The 23,320-nt window shown below is 70.3% G+C and carries 14 protein-coding genes and 2 pseudogenes; 5 read left to right on the forward strand and 11 right to left on the reverse strand.

Annotated elements, in window-relative coordinates; translation table 11 throughout:
- Nucleotides 1-5: 5 nt before the first annotated feature.
- Both ACZ6D7_RS05695 and ACZ6D7_RS05700 read left to right on the forward strand, forming a co-directional pair.
- Nucleotides 6-563: pseudogene (locus ACZ6D7_RS05695) on the forward strand (flavin reductase family protein); the annotation flags it as partial.
- Nucleotides 564-619: 56 nt separating this feature from the next.
- Nucleotides 620-1,309 (forward strand): TetR/AcrR family transcriptional regulator, encoded by a 690-nt coding sequence (locus ACZ6D7_RS05700; protein WP_469483921.1) that lies wholly within the window; start codon nucleotides 620-622, stop codon nucleotides 1,307-1,309.
- A gap of 63 nt (nucleotides 1,310-1,372) precedes the next feature.
- On the opposite strand, the gene ACZ6D7_RS05705 is transcribed toward ACZ6D7_RS05700, so the two are convergent.
- From ACZ6D7_RS05705 to ACZ6D7_RS05740, 8 genes are all read right to left on the reverse strand, one after another.
- On the reverse strand, nucleotides 1,373-1,735 hold the full coding sequence (locus ACZ6D7_RS05705; RefSeq protein WP_469483924.1) for a 5-carboxymethyl-2-hydroxymuconate Delta-isomerase: 363 nt from the start codon (nucleotides 1,733-1,735) through the stop codon (nucleotides 1,373-1,375).
- 182 nt (nucleotides 1,736-1,917) lie between these two features.
- A complete protein-coding gene (gene pulA / locus ACZ6D7_RS05710; protein WP_469483927.1) occupies nucleotides 1,918-7,317 on the reverse strand; it encodes a pullulanase-type alpha-1,6-glucosidase in 5,400 nt (1,799 codons plus the stop codon).
- Nucleotides 7,318-7,610: 293 nt separating this feature from the next.
- Complete coding sequence (locus ACZ6D7_RS05715) at nucleotides 7,611-8,990, reverse strand: alpha-amylase (RefSeq protein WP_469483929.1); 1,380 nt, start codon at nucleotides 8,988-8,990, stop codon at nucleotides 7,611-7,613.
- A gap of 169 nt (nucleotides 8,991-9,159) precedes the next feature.
- Nucleotides 9,160-9,621, reverse strand: a complete 462-nt coding sequence (locus ACZ6D7_RS05720; RefSeq protein WP_469483932.1) for a DUF5959 family protein — start codon at nucleotides 9,619-9,621, stop codon at nucleotides 9,160-9,162.
- 138 nt (nucleotides 9,622-9,759) lie between these two features.
- Nucleotides 9,760-11,454 carry a glycoside hydrolase family 13 protein gene (locus ACZ6D7_RS05725; protein WP_469483934.1) on the reverse strand — a complete coding sequence of 565 codons (1,695 nt, stop codon included), beginning with the start codon at nucleotides 11,452-11,454 and terminating at the stop codon, nucleotides 9,760-9,762.
- Nucleotides 11,455-11,743: 289 nt separating this feature from the next.
- On the reverse strand, nucleotides 11,744-12,655 hold the full coding sequence (locus ACZ6D7_RS05730) for a sugar ABC transporter permease (RefSeq protein ID WP_469483937.1): 912 nt from the start codon (nucleotides 12,653-12,655) through the stop codon (nucleotides 11,744-11,746).
- Nucleotides 12,656-12,668: 13 nt separating this feature from the next.
- Nucleotides 12,669-13,673 (reverse strand): carbohydrate ABC transporter permease, encoded by a 1,005-nt coding sequence (locus ACZ6D7_RS05735; RefSeq protein WP_469483940.1) that lies wholly within the window; start codon nucleotides 13,671-13,673, stop codon nucleotides 12,669-12,671.
- A 111-nt stretch (nucleotides 13,674-13,784) separates the two neighbouring features.
- Nucleotides 13,785-15,059, reverse strand: a complete 1,275-nt coding sequence (locus tag ACZ6D7_RS05740; RefSeq protein ID WP_469483943.1) for an extracellular solute-binding protein — start codon at nucleotides 15,057-15,059, stop codon at nucleotides 13,785-13,787.
- Nucleotides 15,060-15,453: 394 nt separating this feature from the next.
- On the opposite strand from ACZ6D7_RS05740, the gene ACZ6D7_RS05745 reads away from it, so the two are divergent.
- Nucleotides 15,454-16,488, forward strand: coding sequence for a LacI family DNA-binding transcriptional regulator (locus ACZ6D7_RS05745; protein WP_469483946.1), 1,035 nt, complete (start codon nucleotides 15,454-15,456; stop codon nucleotides 16,486-16,488).
- Nucleotides 16,489-16,619: 131 nt separating this feature from the next.
- Nucleotides 16,620-17,498, forward strand: coding sequence for a phosphatase PAP2 family protein (locus tag ACZ6D7_RS05750; RefSeq protein ID WP_469483949.1), 879 nt, complete (start codon nucleotides 16,620-16,622; stop codon nucleotides 17,496-17,498).
- A gap of 94 nt (nucleotides 17,499-17,592) precedes the next feature.
- Here ACZ6D7_RS05750 and ACZ6D7_RS05755 read toward each other — a convergent pair.
- Nucleotides 17,593-18,044: pseudogene (locus ACZ6D7_RS05755) on the reverse strand (amidohydrolase); the annotation flags it as partial.
- Between the two features lie 192 nt (nucleotides 18,045-18,236).
- Nucleotides 18,237-19,136 carry a LysR family transcriptional regulator gene (locus ACZ6D7_RS05760; protein WP_469483951.1) on the reverse strand — a complete coding sequence of 300 codons (900 nt, stop codon included), beginning with the start codon at nucleotides 19,134-19,136 and terminating at the stop codon, nucleotides 18,237-18,239.
- 71 nt (nucleotides 19,137-19,207) lie between these two features.
- Between ACZ6D7_RS05760 and ACZ6D7_RS05765 the strand changes: the two genes are divergently transcribed.
- A complete protein-coding gene (locus tag ACZ6D7_RS05765) occupies nucleotides 19,208-20,143 on the forward strand; it encodes a DMT family transporter (protein ID WP_469483954.1) in 936 nt (311 codons plus the stop codon).
- 162 nt (nucleotides 20,144-20,305) lie between these two features.
- On the opposite strand, the gene ACZ6D7_RS05770 is transcribed toward ACZ6D7_RS05765, so the two are convergent.
- Complete coding sequence (locus ACZ6D7_RS05770; protein WP_469483956.1) at nucleotides 20,306-23,311, reverse strand: bifunctional [glutamine synthetase] adenylyltransferase/[glutamine synthetase]-adenylyl-L-tyrosine phosphorylase; 3,006 nt, start codon at nucleotides 23,309-23,311, stop codon at nucleotides 20,306-20,308.
- Nucleotides 23,312-23,320 lie beyond the last annotated feature (9 nt).

Genomic DNA, 23,320 nt, shown 5'->3' on the forward strand with positions numbered 1-23,320 from the left:
GCACGGGGCTTCACCCCCGGCCGATCCTGCCGATGCTGCGGGCGCTGCCCGAGGGGACGGACTGGCGGCTGGTGTACGTCGGCCGGTCGCGCGCCTCGATGCCGTTCCTGGAGGAGATCGAGAAGCTGGGCGGGGGGAGCGTCACCGTGCTGGCGGGGCGGCCCGGCCTCGACGCGCTGCCGGCGGAGGTGCCCGAGGGGACGGCCGTCTACTGCTGCGGTCCGGAGGGGCTCATGGCGGCCGTGGCCGAGCGGGTACCGGCCGTGCGGGTCGAGCGGTTCGGGGCGCGGGCCGGCGCCGGTGGCCCCTTCGAGGTCGAACTCCGGCGCACCGGGCGGGTGGTGCCGGTCCCGGCCGGCTCGTCCGTGCTGTCCGCCGTGCGCGCCGAACTGCCGGGCACCCTCTACTCCTGCGAGCAGGGTTTCTGCGGGACGTGCAGGCAGCGGGTACTGGAGGGCGAAGTGGATCACCGGGACGAGCTGTTGACTGACGCCGAGCGCGCCGACTCGATGCTCATCTGTGTGTCGCGGGCGCGAAGTGATCGTCTGGTGCTCGACATGTGAACATCCATGGCCGGTCCGGGCCGTTCGAGGCCTGAATCGATCGGTAAGGTGTTCGCATGAGTACCGGGGTTCGCCGCAGAATGGGAGTCGAGGAGCGGCGGCAGCAGTTGATCGGCGTCGCCCTCGAACTGTTCGCCAAGCGCTCGCCCGACGAGGTCAGCATCGACGAGATAGCGGCGGCCGCCGGTATCTCGCGCCCCCTCGTCTACCACTACTTCCCCGGCAAACTCAGCCTGTACGAGGCCGCGTTGAAGCGTGCCTCGGAGGATCTCGCGAGCCGGTTCGTCGAGCCCACGGAGGGACCGCTGGGGTCCCGGCTGCTGCGGGTGATGCGGCGCTTCTTCGACTTCGTCGACGATCACGGCCCCGGCTTCTCCGCCCTGATGCGCGGTGGCCCGGCGGTCGGTTCCTCGACCACCAACGCCCTCATCGACTCCGTACGCCAGGCCGCCTACGAGCAGATCCTGTCGCATCTGGGGGTCACCGACCCGCCGGCCCGGCTCGAGCTGGTCGTGCGCTCGTGGATCTCGCTCGCCGAGTCGACCGCGCTGATCTGGCTGGACGGGCGGCGCATCCCGCGCCAGGAGCTGGAGGTGCAGCTCGTGCACGACTTCGCCGCGCTGACCGCCGTGAGCGCGGCCTACGACGACGAGATGCGCACGCTGCTGCGCCCCATGCTCGGCGGCGAGCCGGCCGACGGCCCCTTCGGAAACCTGGCCACCCGGCTCATCGCCCTCGCGTCGTAGACGTTTCCCGCTGTTGCCGGCGTTTCTGGCTGGTGCCGGCGTTTCTGGCTGGTGCCGGCGTTCCTAGCTCTCGTACTTCCGGTACGACGGGTCCAGGTCGCGCACCTCCGCGGAGGCGTGCAGCACGAACCCGTCGTCCGCCACGTGCTCGCGCAGCAGCTCCAGGACGGCCTCGGTCAGCTTCGCCTTGGTCTCGTCGGTACGGCCGGCCAGCAGTCCGATGGTGACGTGCACGATCGCGTGGCCCCGCTCCTCGGGGTCCTCGTAGCCGAAGGCCGTGAAGTCGGCCTGGCGGAACAGGGTCTTGCAGGCCTCCGGCTTGGCGGCCGCGATCTCGACCACGGAGGTGTGCAGGGCCCGTGCGAAGGCACCCCGGTCGAAGGCGGGGCTCATCGCACCGGAGTGGTCGACGGTGATCTGCGGCATGGGCACTCCTGTTCCAAGGCGGCTTCAGGGCTCACCCTAGCCGCAGCGCCAAGCATGGCGATGTCGTCCTCCCGGTCCTGGCCGAAGCGGCCGAGCGGTTGCCGGGCGTCTCCCGGCGCCTTCGGAGAACAACGTGAGGGGGCGGCCCCGGACCGGGACCGCCCCCTCGACCTGCTCCCCTGTCAGTCGGTCCGGGAGAAGACCGCGACAGTGCGCCCCGGAACGGCGAACGTGCCGGATGCCCGCTCGTACGAGGCGGACTTGACGGTGGAGTCCGCCCCCACCGCCTGCACCGGATGCAGTCGGTATCCGGTTCCGGAAACAGAATCGATTCGCTGCTCCTGTGCGTCCGGCGTCGCGTTGAACACGACGACCAGGTCGCCCAGCCGCATGGTGATCACGCCGGGTGTCTCGTCCTTGCCGGACAGCGGGAAGGAGAGCGCCGACTGCACCCGCGCGGCCGTGCCGAGGGAGAACGCCTTCTCCGTCGTACGGATCCTCAGCAGGTCCTGGTAGGCGGCGGAGGCCCCGGTGATCTGCGGGCAGCCCACCTGGACGGTGGTCAGCAGGGGCTTGGCGTACGGCCACTTGGCGGCATTGTCCGCGGCCGGCGGAAGACCGGTTCCGAAGCCGTTTCCGGCGGCGCAGTTCCAGTGGATCGCGTTGAACCAGTCGCCGCTGTCGTAGGAGTTGCGGTCCAGGGACTTCGAGCGCAGCAGGTCGCTGCCCGCCTGGGAGAGCGCCGGGCCCTGGGAGAGCGAGGCCGTGGCCATGGCGAGGACCTGCATCCGGGCCCGGTCGGCGGCCGAGGTGTCCTTCGGCAGCTTGAAGGCGAGGGCGTCGAACAGGGACTCGTTGTCGTGCGCGTCGGCATAGGCGAGGGCGTCGCCCGGGGCGTCCGCGTACCCGGCGGGCTGGCCGTTGTAGTCGACCTGGGCGCCGGTGACCTCCTTGCCGTCGGTGTCGGTGAAGCGGTATCCCGCCAGGTTTCCGGAGAGCCCGACCTTGATCAGGTCCTGGTAGTGCAGCAGCCGGGACTTCTGCTCGGCCTCCGTCCCGTTCCCCGTCGAGGTGTTGGGGTCGGTGTAGAGCCCGGACGCGAAGCCCTGGATGCCGGGATCGGCGTCGAAGGGGCCACCGCCGCGCACGGCGTCACGGGCGCGGTCGGAGAACGTCGCGACACCGGTTCCCGCCATGTTCTTCTGGGTGGCCTGCACGAAGCGGGCGTCGTCGGCGACCTCTCCGAAGTTCCAGCCCTCGCCGTACAGGATGATCTTCTTGCCGTCCACGCCGTCCTTGGCGAGGGTCAGCGCATCCAGGGCCTTGCGGACCGCCACGATGTTGGCCTTCGGGTGGTGGCCCATCAGGTCGAAGCGGAAACCGTCGACCTTGTACTCCTTGGCCCAGGTGACGATCGAGTCGACGACCAGCTTGCCCATCATCGCGTTCTCGGTAGCGGTGTTGGCGCAGCAGGTGCTGTTCGCGACCGAGCCGTCCGCGAGGAGCCGCTGGTAGTAACCGGGGACGACCTTGTCCAGCACGCTGGTCGTCGCCTGGCCGGAGGCGGCCGTGTGGTTGTAGACGACGTCCATGACGACCCGCAGGCCGTCCTCGTTGAGCGCCTTCACCATCTTGCGGAACTCGACGTTGCGGGTGGTGCCGTTCGGGTCGGTGGCGTACGAGCCCTCGGGGACCGTGTAGTGGTACGGGTCGTAGCCCCAGTTGTAGGCGTCCTTCGCGGCGATCGCGGAAACGCACTCCTGCTGCTTCTCGGAGTCGGCCGGGGAGGACGCGAGGTCGCAGTCGGTGGTCGCCTGGTCGGCCTTCTTCTCGGGGATGGTGGCGATGTCGAAGGCCGGCAGGAGGTGGACGTAGGAGGTGCCGGCCTTCGCCAGCGCCTTCAGGTGCTTGGAGCCGTCGCTGTTCTTGTCGGTGAAGGCCAGGTAGGTGCCCTGGTCCCGCTTCGGGGTCGTCGGGTCGGCGACCGAGAAGTCCCGGACGTGCAGCTCCTGGATCTGGGCGTCCTTCAGCGGGACGGCCCGGGGCTTGGTGTACGTCGACCAGCCGGCGGGGGTGAGGGAGCGGTCGGCGAGGTCGACGACCAGGCTGCGCGCGGAGTCGGCGGTGAGGGCGACGGAGTAGGGGTCGGTGACCTTGTTGGTGACGACCTTCCCGACGCTGGGCGCCCACACCTTCACCACGTACCGGTAGGCCTTGCCCTTCCAGGACCGGGGGCCGGTGACGGACCAGACGCCGGTGCCAGCGTCGCGCCTCATGGCGACGGTGGAGCCGTCCAGCTCCAGCTTCACCGACTGCGCGGTGGGCGCCCAGACGGACAGCGTGGGGCGGCCCTGGCGGAAGACCGGCCCGAGCTGCGCCTTCGTCGCGGCCGGGTACAGGTCGTCGAGCACGCCCGCGATCTGCACCCCGGTCGCCGCGAGCACGGCGCCGTTCACGGCCCGCTGGGAGGCGACGACCTGGCCGCTCAGGGCCGCGCGCACCCGGTCGCGGTCACGCGGGTCGACGGACCAGGCGGTGTACGCCTTCAGGTGCGGGAACCTCGCCTTCTGCGCGTCGGTCAGCTCGGTCCTGGTCAGCCGGAGCCATCGGGCGTTCCCCGTGAGGGAACCGTTCTCCACCGCGATCGCGCCCTCCCGGCTGTAGAGCAGCTGGGTGGAGGCGGCCGCCTCGGAGCCGTTCCAGGCGACCGTGTTCCGGTCGATCCAGACCGCCTTGGAGGTGGTCAGGTCGAGGGCGGCGGCGGAGCCGGCCGGCTGCGGCAGCAGGTACTTCTCCTGGCCGCCCAGCATCCACACTTCGTAGCCGTTCGCCCGCAGATCCAGCGACTGGTCCGCCGGGAGGTCCTTCTCGTCGCCCTTGTGGACGATGTAGCTGAGGCTGGTGGCACCCTCGGTCAGCGGCACCTCGAACACCGCGCCGTAGGCGTCGGTCCGCACCGGCCGGAGGGGGCTCGACCAGTCGGTGGGCTGCGCGGCGCCGGTCCAGGTGTGCAGACCCCAGCCGTCGTAGTTCCCGTCGGCGCGGTGGTAGTGCAGGACGGCCTTGGTCTTGTCCTGGGCCGGCTGGTCGGGCCGTTCGGTGCGGACGTCCTCCTTGCCCTGCTCGATCCAGACCTCGCCGGTGCGGGTCACGTCGATCGTGCGGTCGGCGGAGACGTCCTTGGTGCCGTCCTTGTCGATGACGAGGAAACCGACGGACGAGGCACCGGGCTTGAGCTTGACGTAGGCGAAGGCGCCGTAGGCGTCCCGGCCGGTGAAGGGGTGGCTGTCCGGCCAGTTCGTCGCCTCGCCGTCGGCGAGGTCGCCCCAGGCGTACAGGCCCCAGTCGTCGTAGTCGCCGTCGGCGCGCTTGTAGTGGACGATCGCGTAGTCGCGGGAGGAGGCGGTGGGGGTCTCCTCGGCGGGCGGGGTGCCGGTGGTGGAGGCGGCGGTGGCGCTCGCCGTGCGGCCCGCCGAGTCGACGACGACCGCCTTGTAGCGCAGGGCCGTTGCGGCGGGTACGTCCTCGCCGATGACCTGGCGGACCTTGTACGGGGCGTGGTCGGCGGAGCCGAGCGTGCGCCAGCGGCCGTTGCCGGTCTGCGCGGCGAAGACGACGCGGTTGAGCTGTCCGCCGTCGACGTCGGCGCTCAGCTCGACGGTGCCGGTGGCGCCGGCGGCAGGGGCCTTCAGGGTGATCGTCGGCGCGGTGGCGGGCCGGGTGAGCCGGCCGGCCGCCTTCAGGACGATCGCCGAGCCGGCCGGGACCGTGACGGTGATCTTCTTGTCGGCGCCGGAGGCCGCCGTGTCCTTGGTGCCGTAGATCCCGCGGAAGGACATGTCCGCCGAGCCGGTCGCGAAGGTCGCCGACTGCGCCGTGGCGGCGTTGTTGAAGGCGACGACGTACTCGGTGCCGGTCTTCGCGTCGGTGCGGGAGAACGCGTAGACACCGGCACCGTCGGCGGCGTACCGCTCGGTCTGCACGCCGTCCGTCAGCGCCGGGTTGGCGGCGCGGAGCTTGGACAGGGCGGCGATCCGACGGTACAGGGGCGCGCTCGTGTCGTAGGCGTCGCTCGCGTGGGTGCGGTCGGTGCCGATCTCGTCGTCGTCGAGGTAGTCGGCGGTGCGGGAGGCGAACAGGGTCTGACGGGCGTCCTTGTCGCCGCCGGAGCCCGTGAAGCCCTGCTCGTCGCCGTAGTAGACGACCGGGTTGCCGCGGCTGAGGAACATCAGCTCGTTGGCGAGCCGGTCCTTGGCGAGGAGTTCGGCGTCGGTGGCCTTCGGGTTGTCCTGGTTCAGGAAGTACCCGATCCGGCCCATGTCGTGGTTGCCGAGGAAGGTGACCTGCTCGTACGCGTTGGCCTTGTCGGTCGTGTACTTGTAGTCGTCGGCGAAGACCCGGGACAGCGTCTGTGCGCTGCCGCTCTGGGAGGCGTACTGGCGGGCCGCCTCCTGGAAGGGGAAGTCGAGGGTGGCGTCGAGGCGGCCCTCGGTGACGTACGGGGACGTGATGTCCGTGTCGGCGGAGTAGACCTCGCCGAACATGAAGAAGTCGTCCCGGCCCTTCTTGGCCGCGTAGGCGTCGAGGGCGGTAGCCCACTGCGTCCAGAACTCCATGTCGACGTGTTTCACGGTGTCGATCCGGAAGCCGTCGATGTCGAAGTCGCGCACCCAGCGCTGGTAGATCTTCTCCATCCCGCTGACGACCTCGGGACGCTCGGTCCACAGGTCGTCGAGGCCGGAGAAGTCGCCGCTCTCGGAGCTCTCACCGGCGAAGGTGGAGTCGCCCCGGTTGTGGTACATCGTCGGGTCGTTGAGCCAGGACGGGACCTTGCCGGCGCTGGTGACCGTCGGCGTGCGCGGGAAGGAGTCGGTGTCGACGGCGGGGAACGGCTTTCCGCCGGCCGCGTAGTCGGCGTCGTCGAAGGGCTCACCGTCCTCGGTCAGGTAGGGGAAGGCGCCCTTGGAGAGGTAGTCGTAGGACTTCTCCTCGTAGTCGACGACGTCGGCGGTGTGGTTGGTGATGACGTCGAAGAAGACCTTCATGCCCTTGGCGTGCGCCTTGGAGATGAGGGTCTCGAGGTCCTTGTTGGTGCCGAAGTGCGGGTCGACCTGGGTGAAGTCGGTGATCCAGTAGCCGTGGTAAGCGGCCGAGGCGTTGGCGCCGGTGCCCTGCACGGGCCGGTTCTTGAAGATCGGGGCCATCCAGATGGCGGTGGTGCCCAGGCCCTTGATGTAGTCGAGGCGCCGGGTCAGGCCCTTGAGGTCGCCGCCCTGGTAGAAGCCCTTGTCGGTGGGGTCGTAGCCGGTGGTGAGCCGTGAGCCGGTCAGTCCGCCCCGGTCGTTCGCCCGGTCGCCGTTGGCGAAACGGTCCGGCAGGACGAAGTAGAACTGCTCGCGGGTGGCGTCGTGCCGGGCGGGCGCGGCGGCTAGTTTCGCGTCAGCGGGCGGCGGGGGCGGTGCGTCGGCGCGCGCGGCCAGGGGCTGGACGAGGGCCGCGGCGAGCGCGGCGACGGTGACGGTCGCGACCCGTCCGGCTTGAGCACTGCGGCGCGTCGGCGGCGCCGGCCATCTCGGTATCACAGGCGTGAACTCCTAGCGATTACGGCTCTCTTGGGTCCGACCCCTACGCCGCGGCATGGCCTGATCGGCTTCGTTGCCGGGCGCCCGCGCGACCGTATCGCTAACGAAAGGTTTACAGCAAGAGGCTTGAAACCGATGGCAAGAACTTTCACACGTCACGAAGGGCGGCTCCGGGAACGTGACCTGGGAGTCCAGAACGAACCGCCCGTACACGACGGGCGGTTCGTCCGGCTACACCGCGAGCGACACCTGGAAGCAGCGCCAGGAGCGACGGTGTCCGAGTCCGCCGTCGCTCAGCAGCTCGACTTCCCGGCGTAGATCGCCAACGCCGTGTTCGCGCCCAGGGTGGCGGTGAACTGCCCGCTGGAGTTCACCGTCACCGTCGTGTTGCTCTGGACGTTGCAGTACGTTCCCGCCGGCAGCGAGGTCTGGTACGTGCGGGTGAGCGAGCCGCTCTCGTGGTTGATGGCGACGTACCCCTTGGCGCCCCGGCCGAAGGCGATCGCGTCGCCCCCGTTGTCCCACCAGTCGCCGACCGCCGCGCCGCGGGTGGCGTTGCGGAAGGCGACCATGCGCTGGATCTCGGGCCAGGCGTGCTGGCACTTCCAGCCGTCCTGCCAACAGGCCGTGACCGCACCGCCGTTGGGCGGGCCCGCGTCCACGTCGGACCACTCGTAGCCGGAGTTGACGTCCGGGGCGCCGTAGGGGTGGGCGAGCATGAAGACGTTGGCCAGCGTGTAGTTCGCGCCGTCCTTGTAGTTCAGCGTGGAGCCGTTGCGCTCGGTGTCGTGGTTGTCGACGAAGACACCCGCGACCGAGCTGCTCATGTACCCCCAGCCCTCGCCGTAGTTCTTCAGGTAGGCGAGGTTCTCGTTGTTGAAGACCCGCTTGAGGTCGTAGGCGTACCGGAACTCCTGCACGTCCCCGTTGCCCGTGTACTCGGTGGGCTGGACGGCCTCGCCGGAGCCGTAGATGACCTCCTGCTTCCAGTAGACGCCCGGGTCGGTCAGCCGCGACTTGATGTTCGCGAGGTCGGCGGTGTCGATGTGCTTGGCCGCGTCGACGCGGAAACCGTCGACGCCGAGCGTCAGCAGGTCGTTCATGTACCCGGCGATCGCCTTGCGGACGTACTCCTCGCCGGTGTCCAGGTCGGCCAGGCCTACGAGTTCGCAGTGCTGGACGTTCCAGCGGTCGCTGTAGTTGGTGACCTGCGAGGTGCAGTCGTCGAAGTCGTAGGAGGAGTACAGGCCCGGGTAGTTGTACTTGGTGTACGACGACCCGCCGGTCCCGGTGCCGCTGCCGGCCGCCATGTGGTTGACGACGGTGTCGACGACGACCTTCACACCGGCCGCGTGGCAGGTGTTCACCATGTTCTGGAAGGCCGTACGGTCGCCCAGCCGTCCCGCGATCCGGTAGCTGACCGGCTGGTACGAGGTCCACCACTGCGCGCCCTGTATGTGCTCGGCGGGCGGGGAGACCTGGACGTAGCCGTAACCGGCCGGGCCGAGGGTGTTGGTGCACTCCTTGGCGACCGAGGCGAAGTTCCACTCGAAGAGGACGGCGGTGACGTCCTTGGTGCCGGGCGGGGAGGCGTACGCGGCGCCGGGGGCCATGAGGACGGCCGTCGCGGCGGTGAGGGCTGCGGCGCCTGAAGCGATTCTGCTGCGTGCCATGTGGGGTTCCTTCGTCGTTGAAGGCTCTTGCTGAAATCTTTCAGAAACCTTGCGGTGGCGCGATGTTAAGGGCCCGTGACCGAAAATGGCAGCGGTCGGGCGTGAAAGATTCGCAAGAAGTTACGGGTGACGGTCCGTCAACTCATAACAGCGGCGGACGAACCGCCCCTCACCGACGGCGGCCCCGCCACTCGTAGACCCCCGGCGCGGATTCCATGACCTCGCTCGGCCACTCCTGCCGCACCCGCGCGAGCAGCGCGCGCTGCTCGTCGATCCAGCTGTCGCCGAGACTCATGGGAAGCGTTACCGACACACACGAACCGCTCAGGTCCTCCACCCGGACGACGACGGCCTCGTGCTCCTCGTCGTACGGCCGGATCCTGATCTCCGGACTGTGGTCGTCGTCCCGCCAACGGATGTCCCGACCGGCGGCGAGCAGGTCCAGGGCACGCGACCAGTCCTCGAGATCGGCGGGGAGGAGGGACATGGCCAGCCGGCCGCCGACGAAGGAACTCGTGACCAGGACCTCCGCGTCGAGCCGGTCGTGGAGGTGCAGCAGACCCGGCGATCGGCGCCCCAGCACACGCACCCGGAAGGCGTTGTCGCCGTCCGCGAGATTGACCAGATTCACCGCGCGCCCTCCCCTCCGCCCGCCCGCGCACCGGGCGGCTCGACCGCCCATCATCGCGCGGCGGTCCCCGGCCGGCGACGGAAGGACGCACGAGGGGCCGCCGTTCCCCCAAGAACGGCGGCCCCTCGTGACGGATGGTCAGGCCGTGGTGAACCAGACCGTCGTGTCGGCCGGGAGCTTCGCCTCGCCGTCGACCTCGGCCACCTCGCCGCTGGCGAGCAGGACACGGCCGTACGCCGGGATCCGCGCCGACTCGCCCGAGGTGTTCGCGACGCACACGAACTCGCCGCGGCGGAAGGCCAGTACGCCCTCGGGAGCCTTCAGCCACTCGACCGAGTCGCCCGCGCCCAGGTCGGGCTGGGAGCGGCGCAGGCCGAGCGCCGAGCGGTACAGCTCCAGCGTCGAACCGTCGACGCCCTCCTGGGCCTCCACGCTCAGTTCGGCCCAGCTCGGCGGCTGCGGCAGCCAGCTGCCACCGCTGCCGAAGCCGTACGACGAGCCCTCGCGGGTCCACGGGATCGGCACCCGGCAGCCGTCACGGAAGCCGTCCTGGCCGGCGCCGCGGAAGTACGCCGGGTCCTGGCGCACCTCGTCGGGCAGGTCGACGACGTCCGGGAGGCCGAGTTCCTCGCCCTGGTAGACGTACGCCGAGCCGGGCAGGGCCAGCATCAGCAGGCTGGCCGCCCGCGCGCGGCGCAGCCCGAGTTCCCGGTCGCCCGCCGTGCGGATCTGGGTGCCGAGGCCGGGCGGGTTGGCGAAGCGGGTGGCGTGCCGGGTGACGTCGTGGTTCGACAGGACCCAGGTCGCGGGGGCGCTCACCGGGCGCATCGCCTCCAGCGTGCGGTCCACGACCTCGCGCAGCTCCTTCGCGTCCCACGCGGTGCCCAGGTACTGGAAGTTGAAGGCCTGGTGGAGTTCGTCGGGGCGGACGTAGTTGGCCGTGCGCTCGACCGTGGGGGTCCAGGCCTCGGCGACGAAGATCCGCTCGCCCGAGTACTCGTCGAGGATGAGCCGCCACTGGCGGTAGATGTCGTGGACGCCGTCCTGGTCGAAGAACGGCATGACATCGTTGCCCAGCAGTTTGAGCTGATCGTGGGAGCCGAGGTCGGGCAGACCGTGCGCCTTCACCAGGCCGTGGGCCACGTCGATGCGGAAGCCGTCGACGCCCATGTCCAGCCAGAAGCGCAGGATGGAGCGGAACTCGTCGCCGACGGCCGGGTGCTCCCAGTTGAAGTCGGGCTGCTCGGGGGCGAAGAGGTGCAGGTACCACTCGCCGGCCGAGCCGTCCGGTTCGGTGACCCGCGTCCACGCGGGGCCGCCGAAGATGGACTCCCAGTCGTTGGGCGGGAGTTCGCCGTTCTCGCCCTTGCCGGGGCGGAAGTGGTAGCGCTCCCTCAGCGGCGAGCCCGGGCCGTCCGCCAGCGCCCGCTTGAACCACTCGTGCTGGTCCGAGGAGTGGTTGGGGACGAGGTCGACGATGATCCTGAGCCCCAGTTCGCGGGCGTCGCGGATCAGGGCGTCGGCGTCGAGGAGGTTGCCGAACATGGGGTCGACGGCACGGTAGTCGGCGACGTCGTACCCCGCGTCGGCCTGGGGGGAGGCGTAGAAGGGGCTGAGCCACACGGCGTCCACGCCGAGGTCGCGCAGGTACGGGAGGCGGGAGCGTACGCCTTCCAGGTCGCCCATGCCGTCGCCGTTGCTGTCGGCGAAGCTGCGCGGGTACACCTGGTAGATCACCGCGTCCCGCCACCAGTCGCGGCGCTTGGCGACGGTGACGACGGCCGACGCGGAGGTGGGGGTCGGGGCCGGGGCTGCGGAGTGCTGCTGGCTCATGGCGTCCTTGATACGTAACGGGGTTGTGTTCATGGGCTGTCGGGTGGGGGCCGGGGTGGGTGCGGTGGCCTGGACGTGGCGGGATCGGGTGCGGGATCGGGTGCGGGGTGATGAGGCGGCCGCGGTGTCAGCGGGGTCGGATGGACACCGCGGCCGCCACCCGCGCGGTCAGGCGCGCGGGAGTCTTGTCACCGGAGCACCGGAGCACCGGAGCACCGGAGCACCGGATTACCGGATCACCGGATCACCGGATCACCGGATCCCGGAGAACCAGGTCACCGGCAGGGCGTCACCCCTTCGTGCCGCCCGCGGTGAGACCGGTCACCAGGTTCTTCTGCACGAGGTAGAAGAACAGGGCGGCCGGTATCGCGATCAGCACCGCGGTCGCGGCCATCAGGTTGCGCTGGGCGTCGTGCTCGCTGACGAAGGACTGCAGGCCGACGGCAAGGGTGTACTTGTCGTCGCTGAGCATGAACGTCGAGGCGAAGGCGACCTCGCTGAAGGCGGTGAGGAAGTTGTAGAAGGCGGCTACCGCGAGGCCGGGCTTGGCGAGCGGGATGATCAGCCGGAAGAAGGTGCCGAACGGGGTGAGCCCGTCGACCCGGCCCGCCTCGTCGATCTCGAAGGGGATGGTGTCGAAGTACCCCTTGAGCAGCCACGCGCTGTACGGCACCACGGTGGTGCAGTAGACGAGGATGAGGCCGAGGTAGTGGTCGATGAGCTGCAGGTCCGAGAGGATCTGGTACATCGGGACCATCAGCACGGCGACCGGGAACATCTGGGTGACCAGCAGTACCCACATGAACTTCTTGTAGCCGGGGAAGCGCATGCGGGAGACCGCGTAGCCGGTGGTGGCGGCGATCAGCACGCCGATCACCGTGGTGCCCAGGGTGACGACGAGCGAACTCTTCAGCCAGTTGAAGAACTCGGTGTGCTCGAGGACGAACGCGTAGTTGTCGAACGTCATCTTGCCCCAGATGCGTCCGGGGTGCAGGTAGTCGTCCTTGTCCGGTCCGAGGGACAGGTAGACGAGCCAGGCGATCGGGAAGAGCGCGATCAGGCTGGCGGTGACCAGGACGCCGTGCGAGGCCAGGGAGCCGGCCCGGCTGTTCTCGCCCCGGCGCCGGACCTTGCGGGGGGACCTGGCGGTGCCGGTCCCCTCGGTGACCGCGGCGGAGCTCTCGGCTGTGGTGGTACTCATGGGAACTCCTGCCTCAGATCGCGAGCTGCTGCTCATTGCGGTTCAGCCAGCGGCGGTAGAACGAGGTGAAGACGATCAGGATGGCCAGCAGCAGGATGCCGTAGGCGGCGGACTGGGCGAAGTCACGCGGCTGCTGTCCGAAGCCGAGGTAGTACGCCCAGGTGACCAGGATCTGCGCGTCGGGCGCGGTGTTGCCGAACAGCAGGAAGATCACGGCGAACTGGTTGAAGGTCCAGATGATGCCGAGGAGTACGACGGTGGAGCTGACGGACCTCAGGCCCGGCAGGGTGACGTACCGGAAGCGCTGCCAGGCGCTGGCGCCGTCCATCTCGGCGGCCTCGTACAGGGAGCCGTCGATGGCCTGGAGGCCGCCGAGCAGCGAGATCATCATGAACGGCACACCGCACCAGGTGTTGACCATGATCGCGGCGAACCGCTGCCAGAAGGTGTCCTCGAGCCACAGCGGGCTGGGCAGGTGCAGCGCGTCGAGCGCGGTGTTGATGACACCGCCGTCGGCGAGCATGAAACGCCAGCCGAAAACGGTGACGAACGTGGGCACGGCCCAGGGCAGCACCAGGATCAGCCGGTAGAGGGTGCGGCCGCGCAGCTTCTGGTTGAGCAGCAGGGCGAGGCCGAGGCCGATGGTGTAGTGCAGGGTTACACAGGCCGCCGTCCACACGATCGTCCAGATGAAGTGCGACCAGAAACGGTCGTACGCCGTGGGGCCCCACAGGATGTCGGCGTAGTTGTCGAGGCCGATGAACTGGTAGGTGGCGTCGATGTGGTTGGCGCCGATCGTGCGCGCGGTGTTGAGGCTGTTGGCGTCGGTCAGGGTGAGGTACAAGCCGTACGCCAGCGGGTAGAGCACGAGGACGCCGAGCACGACCGCCACCGGGGCGATCATCACATAGGCGTACCAGTGTTTCCGGTAGCTGCGCTTCAGGCGCCGGCCCAGCCCGGGCCGTGGCTCGTGGTCACCGCGACGCTTGCCGGTCGCGCGGTCGATGGCGACTGTCATTGGTTCGACAACCTTCGTGAAGTCCTGTGGGTCAAAGGTGTACGGCTCGCAGGCCGACAGGCCGTCGGATCTGTCCCCCCTACAAGGCAGATCCGACGGCCCGCTCGGGGCTTACTTGCTGAAGTCCGGCACCAGCTTGGCGATGGCGGTCTCAGCGGTGCTCAGGCCCTTGTCGAGGGACTCCTTGCCGCCCGCGATCTTGGGCAGCTCGGTGTCCAGCGGACCCCACAGGGAGCTGTACTCGGGCAGCGCCGGGCGCGGCTGGGCGGCGGACAGGACCGTGCCGTAGCCGGCGATGCCCGGGTCGGCCTTGACGGCGTCGGTGTAGGCGTCGTCACGCGTCGGCAGGGTGGAGTTCTTCTGCGCGATGGTGGCCTGGGACGTCGCGGAGGTCATGAAGTTGAGGAACTTCAGCGCGGCGGCCTGGTGGGCCTTGTCCGAGCCGGCGTAGACCGAGAGGTTGTGGCCGCCGGTCGGGGCGCCCGCCTTGCCGGAGGAGCCGGCCGGGACGGTGGCGATGCCCAGGTTGTTCTTGTCGGTGAAGGCCGAACCCTTGTAGAAGTTCGTGATCTCCCACGGACCCTGGACGATCGCGGCGACCTTGCCGTTGACGAACGCGTCCTGGATGTGCGCGTAGGCGTCGGCGGTCGTGTCGGCCTTGTGCAGACCCTTGCCGTCGAAGAGGTCGAGCCAGGTGCCGTACGCCTTCTTCGCCTCCGCCGAGTTGACGGTGATCTTCTTGGCGTCGGCGTCGACGGTGTCGGTGCCCTCGCCGTAGAGGAAGGACTGGGCGTAGTAGGCCTGGGTGGAGCCCCAGTAGCCGTCGACGCCGGTCTTCGTCTTGATCGTGGCGGCGGCCTTCTTCAGGTCGTCCCAGGTCTTCGGGGCCTCGGTGATGCCGGCCTTCTCGAAGAGCGCCTTGTTGTAGACGAGCGCGAGGGTGTCGGTGACGATCGGCACGCCGTACGTCTTGCCCTCGTACTTGGCCTGCTCGATCAGGTTGGACTTGAACTTGGCCTGGTCCGCGAGGGCCTCGGTGCCGTCCAGCGGCAGGAAGTAGCCCTTCTTGGCGAAGGCGGGCGTCCAGCCGACCTCGGAGCGCAGGACGTCCGGGGCGCCGGAGGCACCGGCGGCCGTGTCGAACTTGTTCTGCGCCTGGTCGAAGGGCACGTTGACGTACTTGACCTTGATGTTCTTGTTGGCGGCCTCGAACTCCTTGACCAAGGCCTGGTACGTCGGCGCCTCATTGGTGGCGTTGGAGGTGTCCCACCAGGTGATGGTCACCGGGCCGTCCGACTTGTCACTGCCGCTGTCGTCTCCGCCGCAGGCCGTCGCCGCGAGGGCGAGGGACGCCACCAGCGCAGTGGCCGCTATGCCACGCCGCATGAGTTTCTCCTTGAGGGTGAAAGCCCGTATAGCTACAGGAGGCGGTCCCGCCCGCCAATCCTGTCGACTTCTGCCGACCGCGCCGTTGCCGCCGCCGGGCGACGTGAACGTAACAGCGATGTAAGCGTTGCGAAAGACCTTGCAGAAAAAAAGTGCAAGAGGTCTCCGAAGTTATCCGTGCGTGACCCGACAGCGACCGCCGTGAGACGCTTGTTTACGCCCGTCGAACACTTGGGGACGGCCTGTGCAAGACTCTGCAAGCTCTTGCCATCACTTACATGAGGGACCACGAGGGAGCGCAATGACGCAGCAGCCCGGGCGCGGCCGGTCGGTAGGTCGCCCACGGCGTCCGATTGGTGTGCAAGGCGACACCTGGCCGGTACAGTCCACCTCTGTGACCACACGGCTTGCCGACATCGCCGCCCAGGCGGGGGTGAGCGAAGCGACCGTCAGCCGCGTCCTCAACGGCAAGCCTGGCGTCGCCGCCACCACCCGTCAATCCGTGCTCGCCGCGCTGGACGTCCTCGGGTACGAGCGCCCCGTCCGTCTGCGCCAGCGCAGCGCGGGGCTCGTCGGCCTCATCACGCCCGAGCTGGAGAACCCGATATTCCCGGCCCTGGCCCAGGTCATCGGGCAGGCGCTGACCCGCCAGGGCTACACCCCGGTCCTCGCCACCCAGACCCCGGGCGGCTCCACGGAGGACGAGCTGACCGAGATGCTGGTGGACCGCGGGGTCGCCGGCATCATCTACGTCTCGGGCCTGCACGCGGACACCACCGCCGACATGCAGCGCTACGAGCAGCTGCGCGCGCAGGGCGTCCCCTTCGTCCTCGTCGACGGCTTCTCCCCGAAGGTCCAGGCGCCGTTCATCTCCCCGGACGACCGCGCCGCGATGAACCTCGCGGTCACCCACCTCGCCTCCCTGGGCCACCTGCGGATCGGCCTGGCGCTGGGCCCCAAGCGGTTCGTCCCCGTGCAGCGCAAGATCGAGGGCTTCGTGCGCACGATGCAGGAGCAGCTGGGCCTGAACGCGGAGGTGATCGAGTCCGAGCTGGTCCAGCACTCCCTCTACACCCTGGAGGGCGGCCAGGCGGCCACCACCGCACTGATCGACCGCGGCTGTACGGCGATCGTGTGCGCCAGCGACATGATGGCGCTGGGCGCGATCAGGGCGGCCCGGCAGCGCGGACTGGCGGTCCCGCGGGACATCTCGGTCGTGGGTTTCGACGACTCCCCGCTGATCGCCTTCACCGACCCGCCCCTCACCACCGTCCGCAAGCCGGTCCCGGCGATGGGTCAGGCCGCGGTGCGCACGTTGCTGGAGGAGATCGGCGGGACTCCGGCGCCGCACAGCGAGTTCGTGTTCATGCCGGAACTGGTGGTACGCGGTTCGACCGCTTCGGCCCCTGGGGACCGGAATCGTCCCTAGGACGGAGAAGCCGGGGTTTCCTCCCCTGCGCCGGTAGGAGACGATGAGGTCTCCTCGCCGTAGAACGTGCGGGGCGAACCCGCCCGGGGGATGATCGGGGGGACATGGCTTTTCTGGCAGACTCTGTGCCCATGGGTGAACAGACCGTGACGCCGAGGGAAGGCCGTGACCAGGCCGTCCCGTGCCCCGTCACGGCCAGGACCGAGGCCGGGCCGGAGCCCCGCCGGGGCCGGCTGGCCGGACTGCGGACCCCGCGCCGGCCGCGCCTGTGGTTCGAGATCCTCCTGATCGCGGTGAGTTACTGGACGTACTCACTGATCCGCAACGCGGTCCCGGAGCAGCGCTCCGCGGCGCTGCGCAACGCGGACTGGATCTGGCGGATGGAGCACCACCTCGGGATCGCCTTCGAGGAGTCGGTCAACCACGCCGTGGACTCGGTGACGTGGCTGATCGTCGGCATGAACTACTACTACGCGACATTGCACTTCGTGGTGACGCTGGGTGTCCTGGTGTGGCTCTACCGCAGCCATCCGGGCCGGTACGCGGCCACCCGCCTGGTGCTCTTCGCGACGACGGCGGTGGCCCTGGTCGGCTACTACCTGTATCCCCTCGCGCCGCCCCGCCTGATGACCGGCGGCGACTTCATCGACACCGTCATGGTCCACCAGACGTGGGGCTCGATGGCCTCCGGCGACCTGAAGAACATGTCGAACCAGTACGCCGCGATGCCGTCCATGCACATCGGCTGGTCCATGTGGTGCGGCCTGACGATCTTCGCCCTGGCCAGGCTGCCGTGGGTGCGGATCCTGGGCCTGCTCTACCCGGTGGCAACGCTGGTGATCATCGTCGCCACCGCCAACCACTTCTGGCTGGACGCGGTCGGCGGCCTCCTCTGCCTCGCCTTCGGCTTCGCGGTCGCCCGCGCCTGGTACGGCACCCTGCCGTACGCGCTGCCGAGGATGGTGCCGGTGAAGGGGACGGGTGGGCCACTGTTGCCCACGAAGGCGTAGGGGTTGCTTTCGGAAGCGGTTGCCGCGTTCTCGGACGGTCGCCGTTTCGGAAGGGGTTGCTGTTTCACAACCGGTTGCCGTTCTGGATGGGTTGCCCTCCTGGGGCCTCCGGTCCCGTCAGCCCGGCCCGCGCCGCGGCGGCCCCCCGTGGCGCACGAGCGGTGGCCAGGACGGCTCGGACGTCGTAGGGGGCGATGGGCCGGCCCGAGCCGAGGGCGACCGTCGCGCCGGCGTCCCGCAGCCCCGCAGCCCCGCAGCCCCGCAGCCCCGCAGCAGCCAGCGATGTCCCGCCCGCCCGGCACCCAGCCGCCGGGACCGCTCGTCGGTGCCGCCGGCTCGCGTGTGCACGGTGTGCGGGGGCTGCATCGACGCCGCCGCTCCCAGCTCCGCGAACCGGGACAGCAGCGCGTCCGGCGCGGTCTCGATGTGCTCGACCCGGTGCCGCCGTACGGCGGCGGCGTACGCGTCGGGATCGGGCCGGAACGCCTCCGTCCCCTGCCCGTGGCAGTCGGCGTGCTCCAGCCAGGCCGTACCGCCCCCGACGGTCCTGGACTCCGCGCCGGAAGCCTGGGCCCGCTCCTGCCGCGCCGCGTTCCCCGCACCACTTCCCACGGCGATCCCGCGCCTGATGCCCCCCCTCCCCCGGTCCGCGCGGACCGGGGGTTCGGGTCGGGCCTGGCCGACTTCCTCCGCCACGCGAGGACCCTGCGCACACCGGAAACCGACCGGTAGGGCCCTTCACTCCCCTCCGACGACCTCCCGCAAGGCGTCGACGAACGCCCCCAGTGCGGGCTGCTGCGGCACGCCCGTCTCCCGTACCACGGCGTGGATGGCCCGCACCGGCGCCGGATCACGTACCTCCCGGACCACGACCCCCGGATGCCGGCTCCCCAGTCCGAGCCTCGGCACCAGGGCGACCCCCAGCCCGGCCGCGACGAACCCCTGAGCCGTCACATAGTCCTCGCTCTCGACCACGAACCGCGGCCGGAACCCGGCAGCCGCACACGCGTCGAGCTGCGCGTCGAGACAGGGGCCCGGCCACTCGCTGCCCACGAACGCCTCCTCCGCCAGTTCCCCGAGGCGCACGCTCCGCCGCCCCGCGAGCCGGTGCCCACGCGGCAGCACGGCGAGGTACGGATCGTCCAGCAGACGCACCAGCCGCACCCCGCCCTCCTCCCGACCGGCCCCGCGCACCACCAGCGCCAGATCGGCCCGCCCCTCGACCACCTCGGCCAGCGGATCCTCCGCGTCGGCCGTCAGCTTCAGCTCGATCTGAACCCGCGGAAGCCGCTCCCGGAACAACGCCACAGCCGGCGCGACCAGCCCCGCCCCCGCCGTGGCGAAGTACCGCACCGCCAGCCGCCCGGTCCGCCCCGCGAGCAGATCGGCCAGCGCGGCCTCCGCCTGGGCGACCTGCCGCCCGATGGCGTCCGCGTACTCGGTGAGCAACAACCCGGCGGCGGTGGGCCGCACGCCCCGGCCGACCCGTTCCAGCAGCGCGACCCCGGCCTCCTTCTCCAGAGCGGCGATCTGCTGACTGACCGCGGACGGCGTGTACCCCAGCCGGGAAGCGGCACCGGTCACCGACCCGACCCCCACGACGGTCCGCAGCACCTGCATGCGACGCACATCAAGCATGTAGTCCAGCTTAACGAACCATCCAGAACTCTTCACTTGTCCTGACAAGAGGTCTCCCCCACCGTAGAGACATGTCGCCCTCCTCGACGCTCCGCATGGCGGCCCTGGCCCTCCTCTGGGGCTCCGGCTTCCTCTGGATCAAGCTCGCCCTCAACCACGGCCTGTCCCCCACCCAGATCACCGTCGCCCGCTGCGCCCTGGGCACATTGACCCTCCTGGCTCTGGCCCGCGCGGCCGGCCAGCACCTCCCCCGCTCCCTGACCGCCTGGGGCCACCTGACCGTGGCCGCCCTGTTCTGCAATGCCGTCCCGTTCGCCCTGTTCGCGCTGGGCGAGCAGACGGTCGACTCCGGCATCGCGGGCGTCCTCAACGCCACCACCCCGCTCTGGTCCCTCCTCATCGGCGTCCTCCTCGGCACCGACCGCGCCCTGCACCCCGTACGTCTGACCGGCCTCCTCGTGGGCTTCGCCGGCACGCTCGTGATCTTCGCCCCCTGGCACCAGGAGGGCCTGCTCACCTGGGGCGCCCTCGCCCTTCTCACGGCCGCCGCGAGCTACGCCGTGGCCTTCGCGTACATGGCCCGCCACCTCACGGACAAACAGGCCCCGATCGCCATGTCCACCGCCCAGCTCCTCATGGCCACCGCCTGGACCACCCTCGCCCTCCCCACCGCGGGCCCCGTCCACACCGACCTCACCGGCATCCTGGCGGTCACCGCACTCGGCATCCTCGGCACCGGCGTGACCTTCTACCTCAACTACCGCCTCATAGCCGACGAGGGCCCCACAACAGCCGCCACCACCGGTTACCTGCTCCCGGTGATCTCGGTGGCCCTGGGCGCCCTCTTCCTCGACGAGAACGTGGGCCCACGCGTCTGGACAGGCATGGCGGTGGTCCTCGTAGGTGTGGCCCTGACCCGCGCCAAGCCCCGGCGCACACCCCAGGGACCGGAGAGCCGCGATCCGGCGGGAGCGGGCCGTCGCGGTGCGTCGCAGCCCGTCGCGTAGCTCGTCACTGCCCCGTCGAACCATGGCAACAGGCAGCAGTACGCCCAACGCGCGACGGGCTCGACGCACCGCGACGGCCCCGACCCACGACGGCGGTCGGGCGGCCGACACCACCCACTCCCCGCACCCACGTCGGCAATCAGGCGCCCCCCTCCCGAAGGGTCACCCCCCGTAGAACAACTCCTCCACAACCCCCCGAGCCCGCCGAGCAGTCCGCCGATACCCGTCCAGCAACTCCCCCACATGCCCGGGCCCGTACCCCAGATACCGCCCCACCGCGGCCAACTCCCGGCTCTCGGAAGGAAACGTGTCCCCGGCCCGCCCCCGCACCAACATCACCGCGTTGCGCACACGCGTGGCCAACACCCACGCCTCGTCGAGAATCCCCGCGTCCTCCCCGGAGATGAGCCCCGCCGCACACGCCGCCGCCAACGCCTCCCGCGTCCGCGTGGTCCGCAGCCCCGGCTCCGCCCACCCGTGCTGCAACTGGAGCAGCTGCACGGCCCACTCCACATCGGACAGCCCGCCCGGCCCCAGCTTGGTGTGCAGCTTGGGATCGGCCCCGCGGGGCATCCGCTCCGACTCCATCCGCGCCTTCAGCCGCCGGATCTCCCGAACGGCCTCGTCCCCCAGCCCCTCCGCCGGATACCGCAGCGGATCGATCAGCTCGATGAACCGCCGCCCCAGCTCCTCGTCCCCCGCGACCGCTTCCGCCCGCAGCAACGCCTGCGACTCCCACACCAGCGACCACCGCCGGTAGTAGGCCGCGTACGACGTGAGCGTGCGCACCATCGGCCCGGACTTCCCCTCGGGCCGCAGATCCGCGTCGATCAGCAACGGCGGATCGGCACTGGGGATCTGCAGCAACCGCCGCATCTCGGCGACGACCCGGTTCGCCGCCTGACCGGCCTCCCGCTCGTCCACCCCGTCCTGCGGCTCGTGCACGAACAACACGTCCGCATCGGACCCGTAGCCCAGCTCGTGCCCGCCGAACCGCCCCATGGCGATCACGGCGAACCGCGTAGGAAGCGTTTCCCCCCATCCGTCCCGCACCACGGCCCGCAGTGTGCCCGCCACGGTGGCCGCCGTGAGGTCCGACACCGCGGCCCCCACCCGGTCCACCAGCGCCCCTTGATCGGGCTCGGCAAGCCGCGTCTCGGTCCCGTACGAGCTGACGATGTCCCCGGCGGCCGTACGGAACAGCTCCCGCCGCCGCACCCCGCGCACCGCGGTGACCGCCTTCTCGCCGCTTTCCGCCCGCCCGACGGCCGCCAGGATCTCCTGCTCCAACTGCGCCCGCCCGCGCGGCTGAAGTCCGCCGCCACCGTCACCGTCGCCGTCGCCCAGCAACGCGACCGCCTCGGGCGCCCGCATCAACAGATCAGGAGCGAGCCGCCCGGCGGAGAGGACCCGCGCCAGATTCTCCGCGGCGGCACCCTCGTCCCTCAACAACCGCAGATACCAAGGCGTCTTGCCGAGCGCGTCCGACACCTTGCGGAAGTTGAGCAGCCCCGCGTCCGGATCGGCGGAATCGGCGAACCACCCCAACAGCACGGGCAGCAGCGTCCGTTGGATCGCGGCCTTGCGCGTGACCCCCGAGGCCAGCGCCTCCAGATGCCGCAGCGCGGACGCGGGATCGGCGTACCCCAGGGCGACGAGCCGCTCCCGGGCCGCCTCTGCACTCAACCGGGCCTCTCCTGGCGCGAGTTGAGCGACCGCGTCCAGCAACGGCCGGTAGAAGATCTTCTCGTGCAGCCGTCGCACGACGGCCGCATGCCGCTTCCACTCCCGGTTCAGCTCCGTCACCGGATCGGCCCGCAGCCCCAACGACCGCCCGAGCCGCCGCTGATCGTCCTCGCCCTCGGGCACGAGGTGCGTCCGCCGCAGCCGGTACAGCTGGATCCGGTGCTCCATGGACCGCAGGAACCGATAGGCCTCATCGAGCTGGACGGCGTCGGCCCGCCCCACGTACCCGCCGGCGGCCAGCGCCTGAAGCGCCTTCAGCGTGGTCCCGCTTCGCAATGACGCGTCCGCCCGCCCGTGCACCAGCTGCAACAGCTGTACGGCGAACTCGACGTCCCGCAGCCCCCCGGGCCCGAGCTTCAGCTCACGCTCGACCTCGGCGACGGGAATGTTCTCCACCACCCGCCGCCGCATCTTCTGCACGTCGGCGACGAAGTTCTCCCGCTCGGCGGCCTGCCAGACCAGGGGCTCCACGGCGGCGACGTACGCGGCGCCCAGCTCCAGGTCCCCGGCCACCGGCCGCGCCTTGAGCAGCGCCTGGAACTCCCAGGTCTTGGCCCACCGCTGGTAGTAGGCGAGATGACTGCTCAGCGTCCGCACGAGCGGTCCGTTGCGCCCCTCGGGCCGCAGATTGGCGTCGACGGGCCAGATGGAACCCTCGACGGTCGTCTCCGAACAGACCCGCATCATGTGCGAGGCCAGCTTGGTGGCGGCCCGGAGCGCCTTCCCCTCGTCGGCCCCCTCCACGGCCTCCCCCACGAAGATGACGTCGACGTCGGACACGTAGTTGAGTTCGTGCCCGCCGCACTTCCCCATGGCGATGACGGCGAGCCGGCACAGCGCGGCGTCCTCGGGCGCGGCCGCCCGCGCCAGCCGGAGCGCGGCCCGCAGCGTCGCGGTGGCCAGGTCGGCCAGCTCGGCGGCGGTGTCGGCGACATCGGTCGTCCCGCACACGTCCCGCGCCGCGATCGACAGCAGGCAGCGCCGGTACGCGACGCGCAGCGCGACCGGTTCCGCGGCATCGGCGAGCCCACGCTCGAACTCCTCCACCCCGGGGTGGAGGTCCCGGGGCTCGTACATGACGAGCGCCTCCCAGTCGCGGGGGTGGCGGGCCAGATGGTCGGCGAGCGCGGCGGACGCCCCGAGCACGCCCAGCAACCGGTCTCGCAACGGTTTCGCCGCTATCAGCGTGTCCAGCAGTTCACGGCGCGCGGAGGGACCGGGCTGGGCCTCCAGGAGCCGGACGAGGCCGTGCAGCGCGAGATCGGGATCGGCGGTCGCCCCCAGCGCCTCCAGTAGAAAGGGGTCGTCCCGCACCGGCGACAGCTCGGGCCCGTCCAGGAGCCGCTCGGCGGCGGACGGGTCCGTGAAACCGTGCCGCAGCAGCCGTGTGAAGGTACTGCTCCTGCGCCCCGGCGCCATCATCCCCGGCCT

The organism is Streptomyces sp. NPDC041784 (assembly GCF_055591025.1).

Bases quoted from the DNA above. Each gene is read 5' to 3' on its own strand.
- ACZ6D7_RS05700 (WP_469483921.1), top strand. From the start codon at position 620: ATGAGTACCGGGGTTCGCCGCAGAATGGGAGTCGAGGAGCGGCGGCAG.
- ACZ6D7_RS05705 (WP_469483924.1), bottom strand. From the start codon at position 1,735: ATGCCGCAGATCACCGTCGACCACTCCGGTGCGATGAGCCCCGCCTTC.
- ACZ6D7_RS05715 (WP_469483929.1), bottom strand. From the start codon at position 8,990: ATGGCACGCAGCAGAATCGCTTCAGGCGCCGCAGCCCTCACCGCCGCG.
- ACZ6D7_RS05725 (WP_469483934.1), bottom strand. From the start codon at position 11,454: ATGAGCCAGCAGCACTCCGCAGCCCCGGCCCCGACCCCCACCTCCGCG.
- ACZ6D7_RS05730 (WP_469483937.1), bottom strand. From the start codon at position 12,655: ATGAGTACCACCACAGCCGAGAGCTCCGCCGCGGTCACCGAGGGGACC.
- ACZ6D7_RS05735 (WP_469483940.1), bottom strand. From the start codon at position 13,673: ATGACAGTCGCCATCGACCGCGCGACCGGCAAGCGTCGCGGTGACCAC.
- ACZ6D7_RS05740 (WP_469483943.1), bottom strand. From the start codon at position 15,059: ATGCGGCGTGGCATAGCGGCCACTGCGCTGGTGGCGTCCCTCGCCCTC.
- ACZ6D7_RS05750 (WP_469483949.1), top strand. From the start codon at position 16,620: ATGGGTGAACAGACCGTGACGCCGAGGGAAGGCCGTGACCAGGCCGTC.
- ACZ6D7_RS05760 (WP_469483951.1), bottom strand. From the start codon at position 19,136: ATGCTTGATGTGCGTCGCATGCAGGTGCTGCGGACCGTCGTGGGGGTC.
- ACZ6D7_RS05765 (WP_469483954.1), top strand. From the start codon at position 19,208: ATGTCGCCCTCCTCGACGCTCCGCATGGCGGCCCTGGCCCTCCTCTGG.
- ACZ6D7_RS05770 (WP_469483956.1), bottom strand. From the start codon at position 23,311: ATGATGGCGCCGGGGCGCAGGAGCAGTACCTTCACACGGCTGCTGCGG.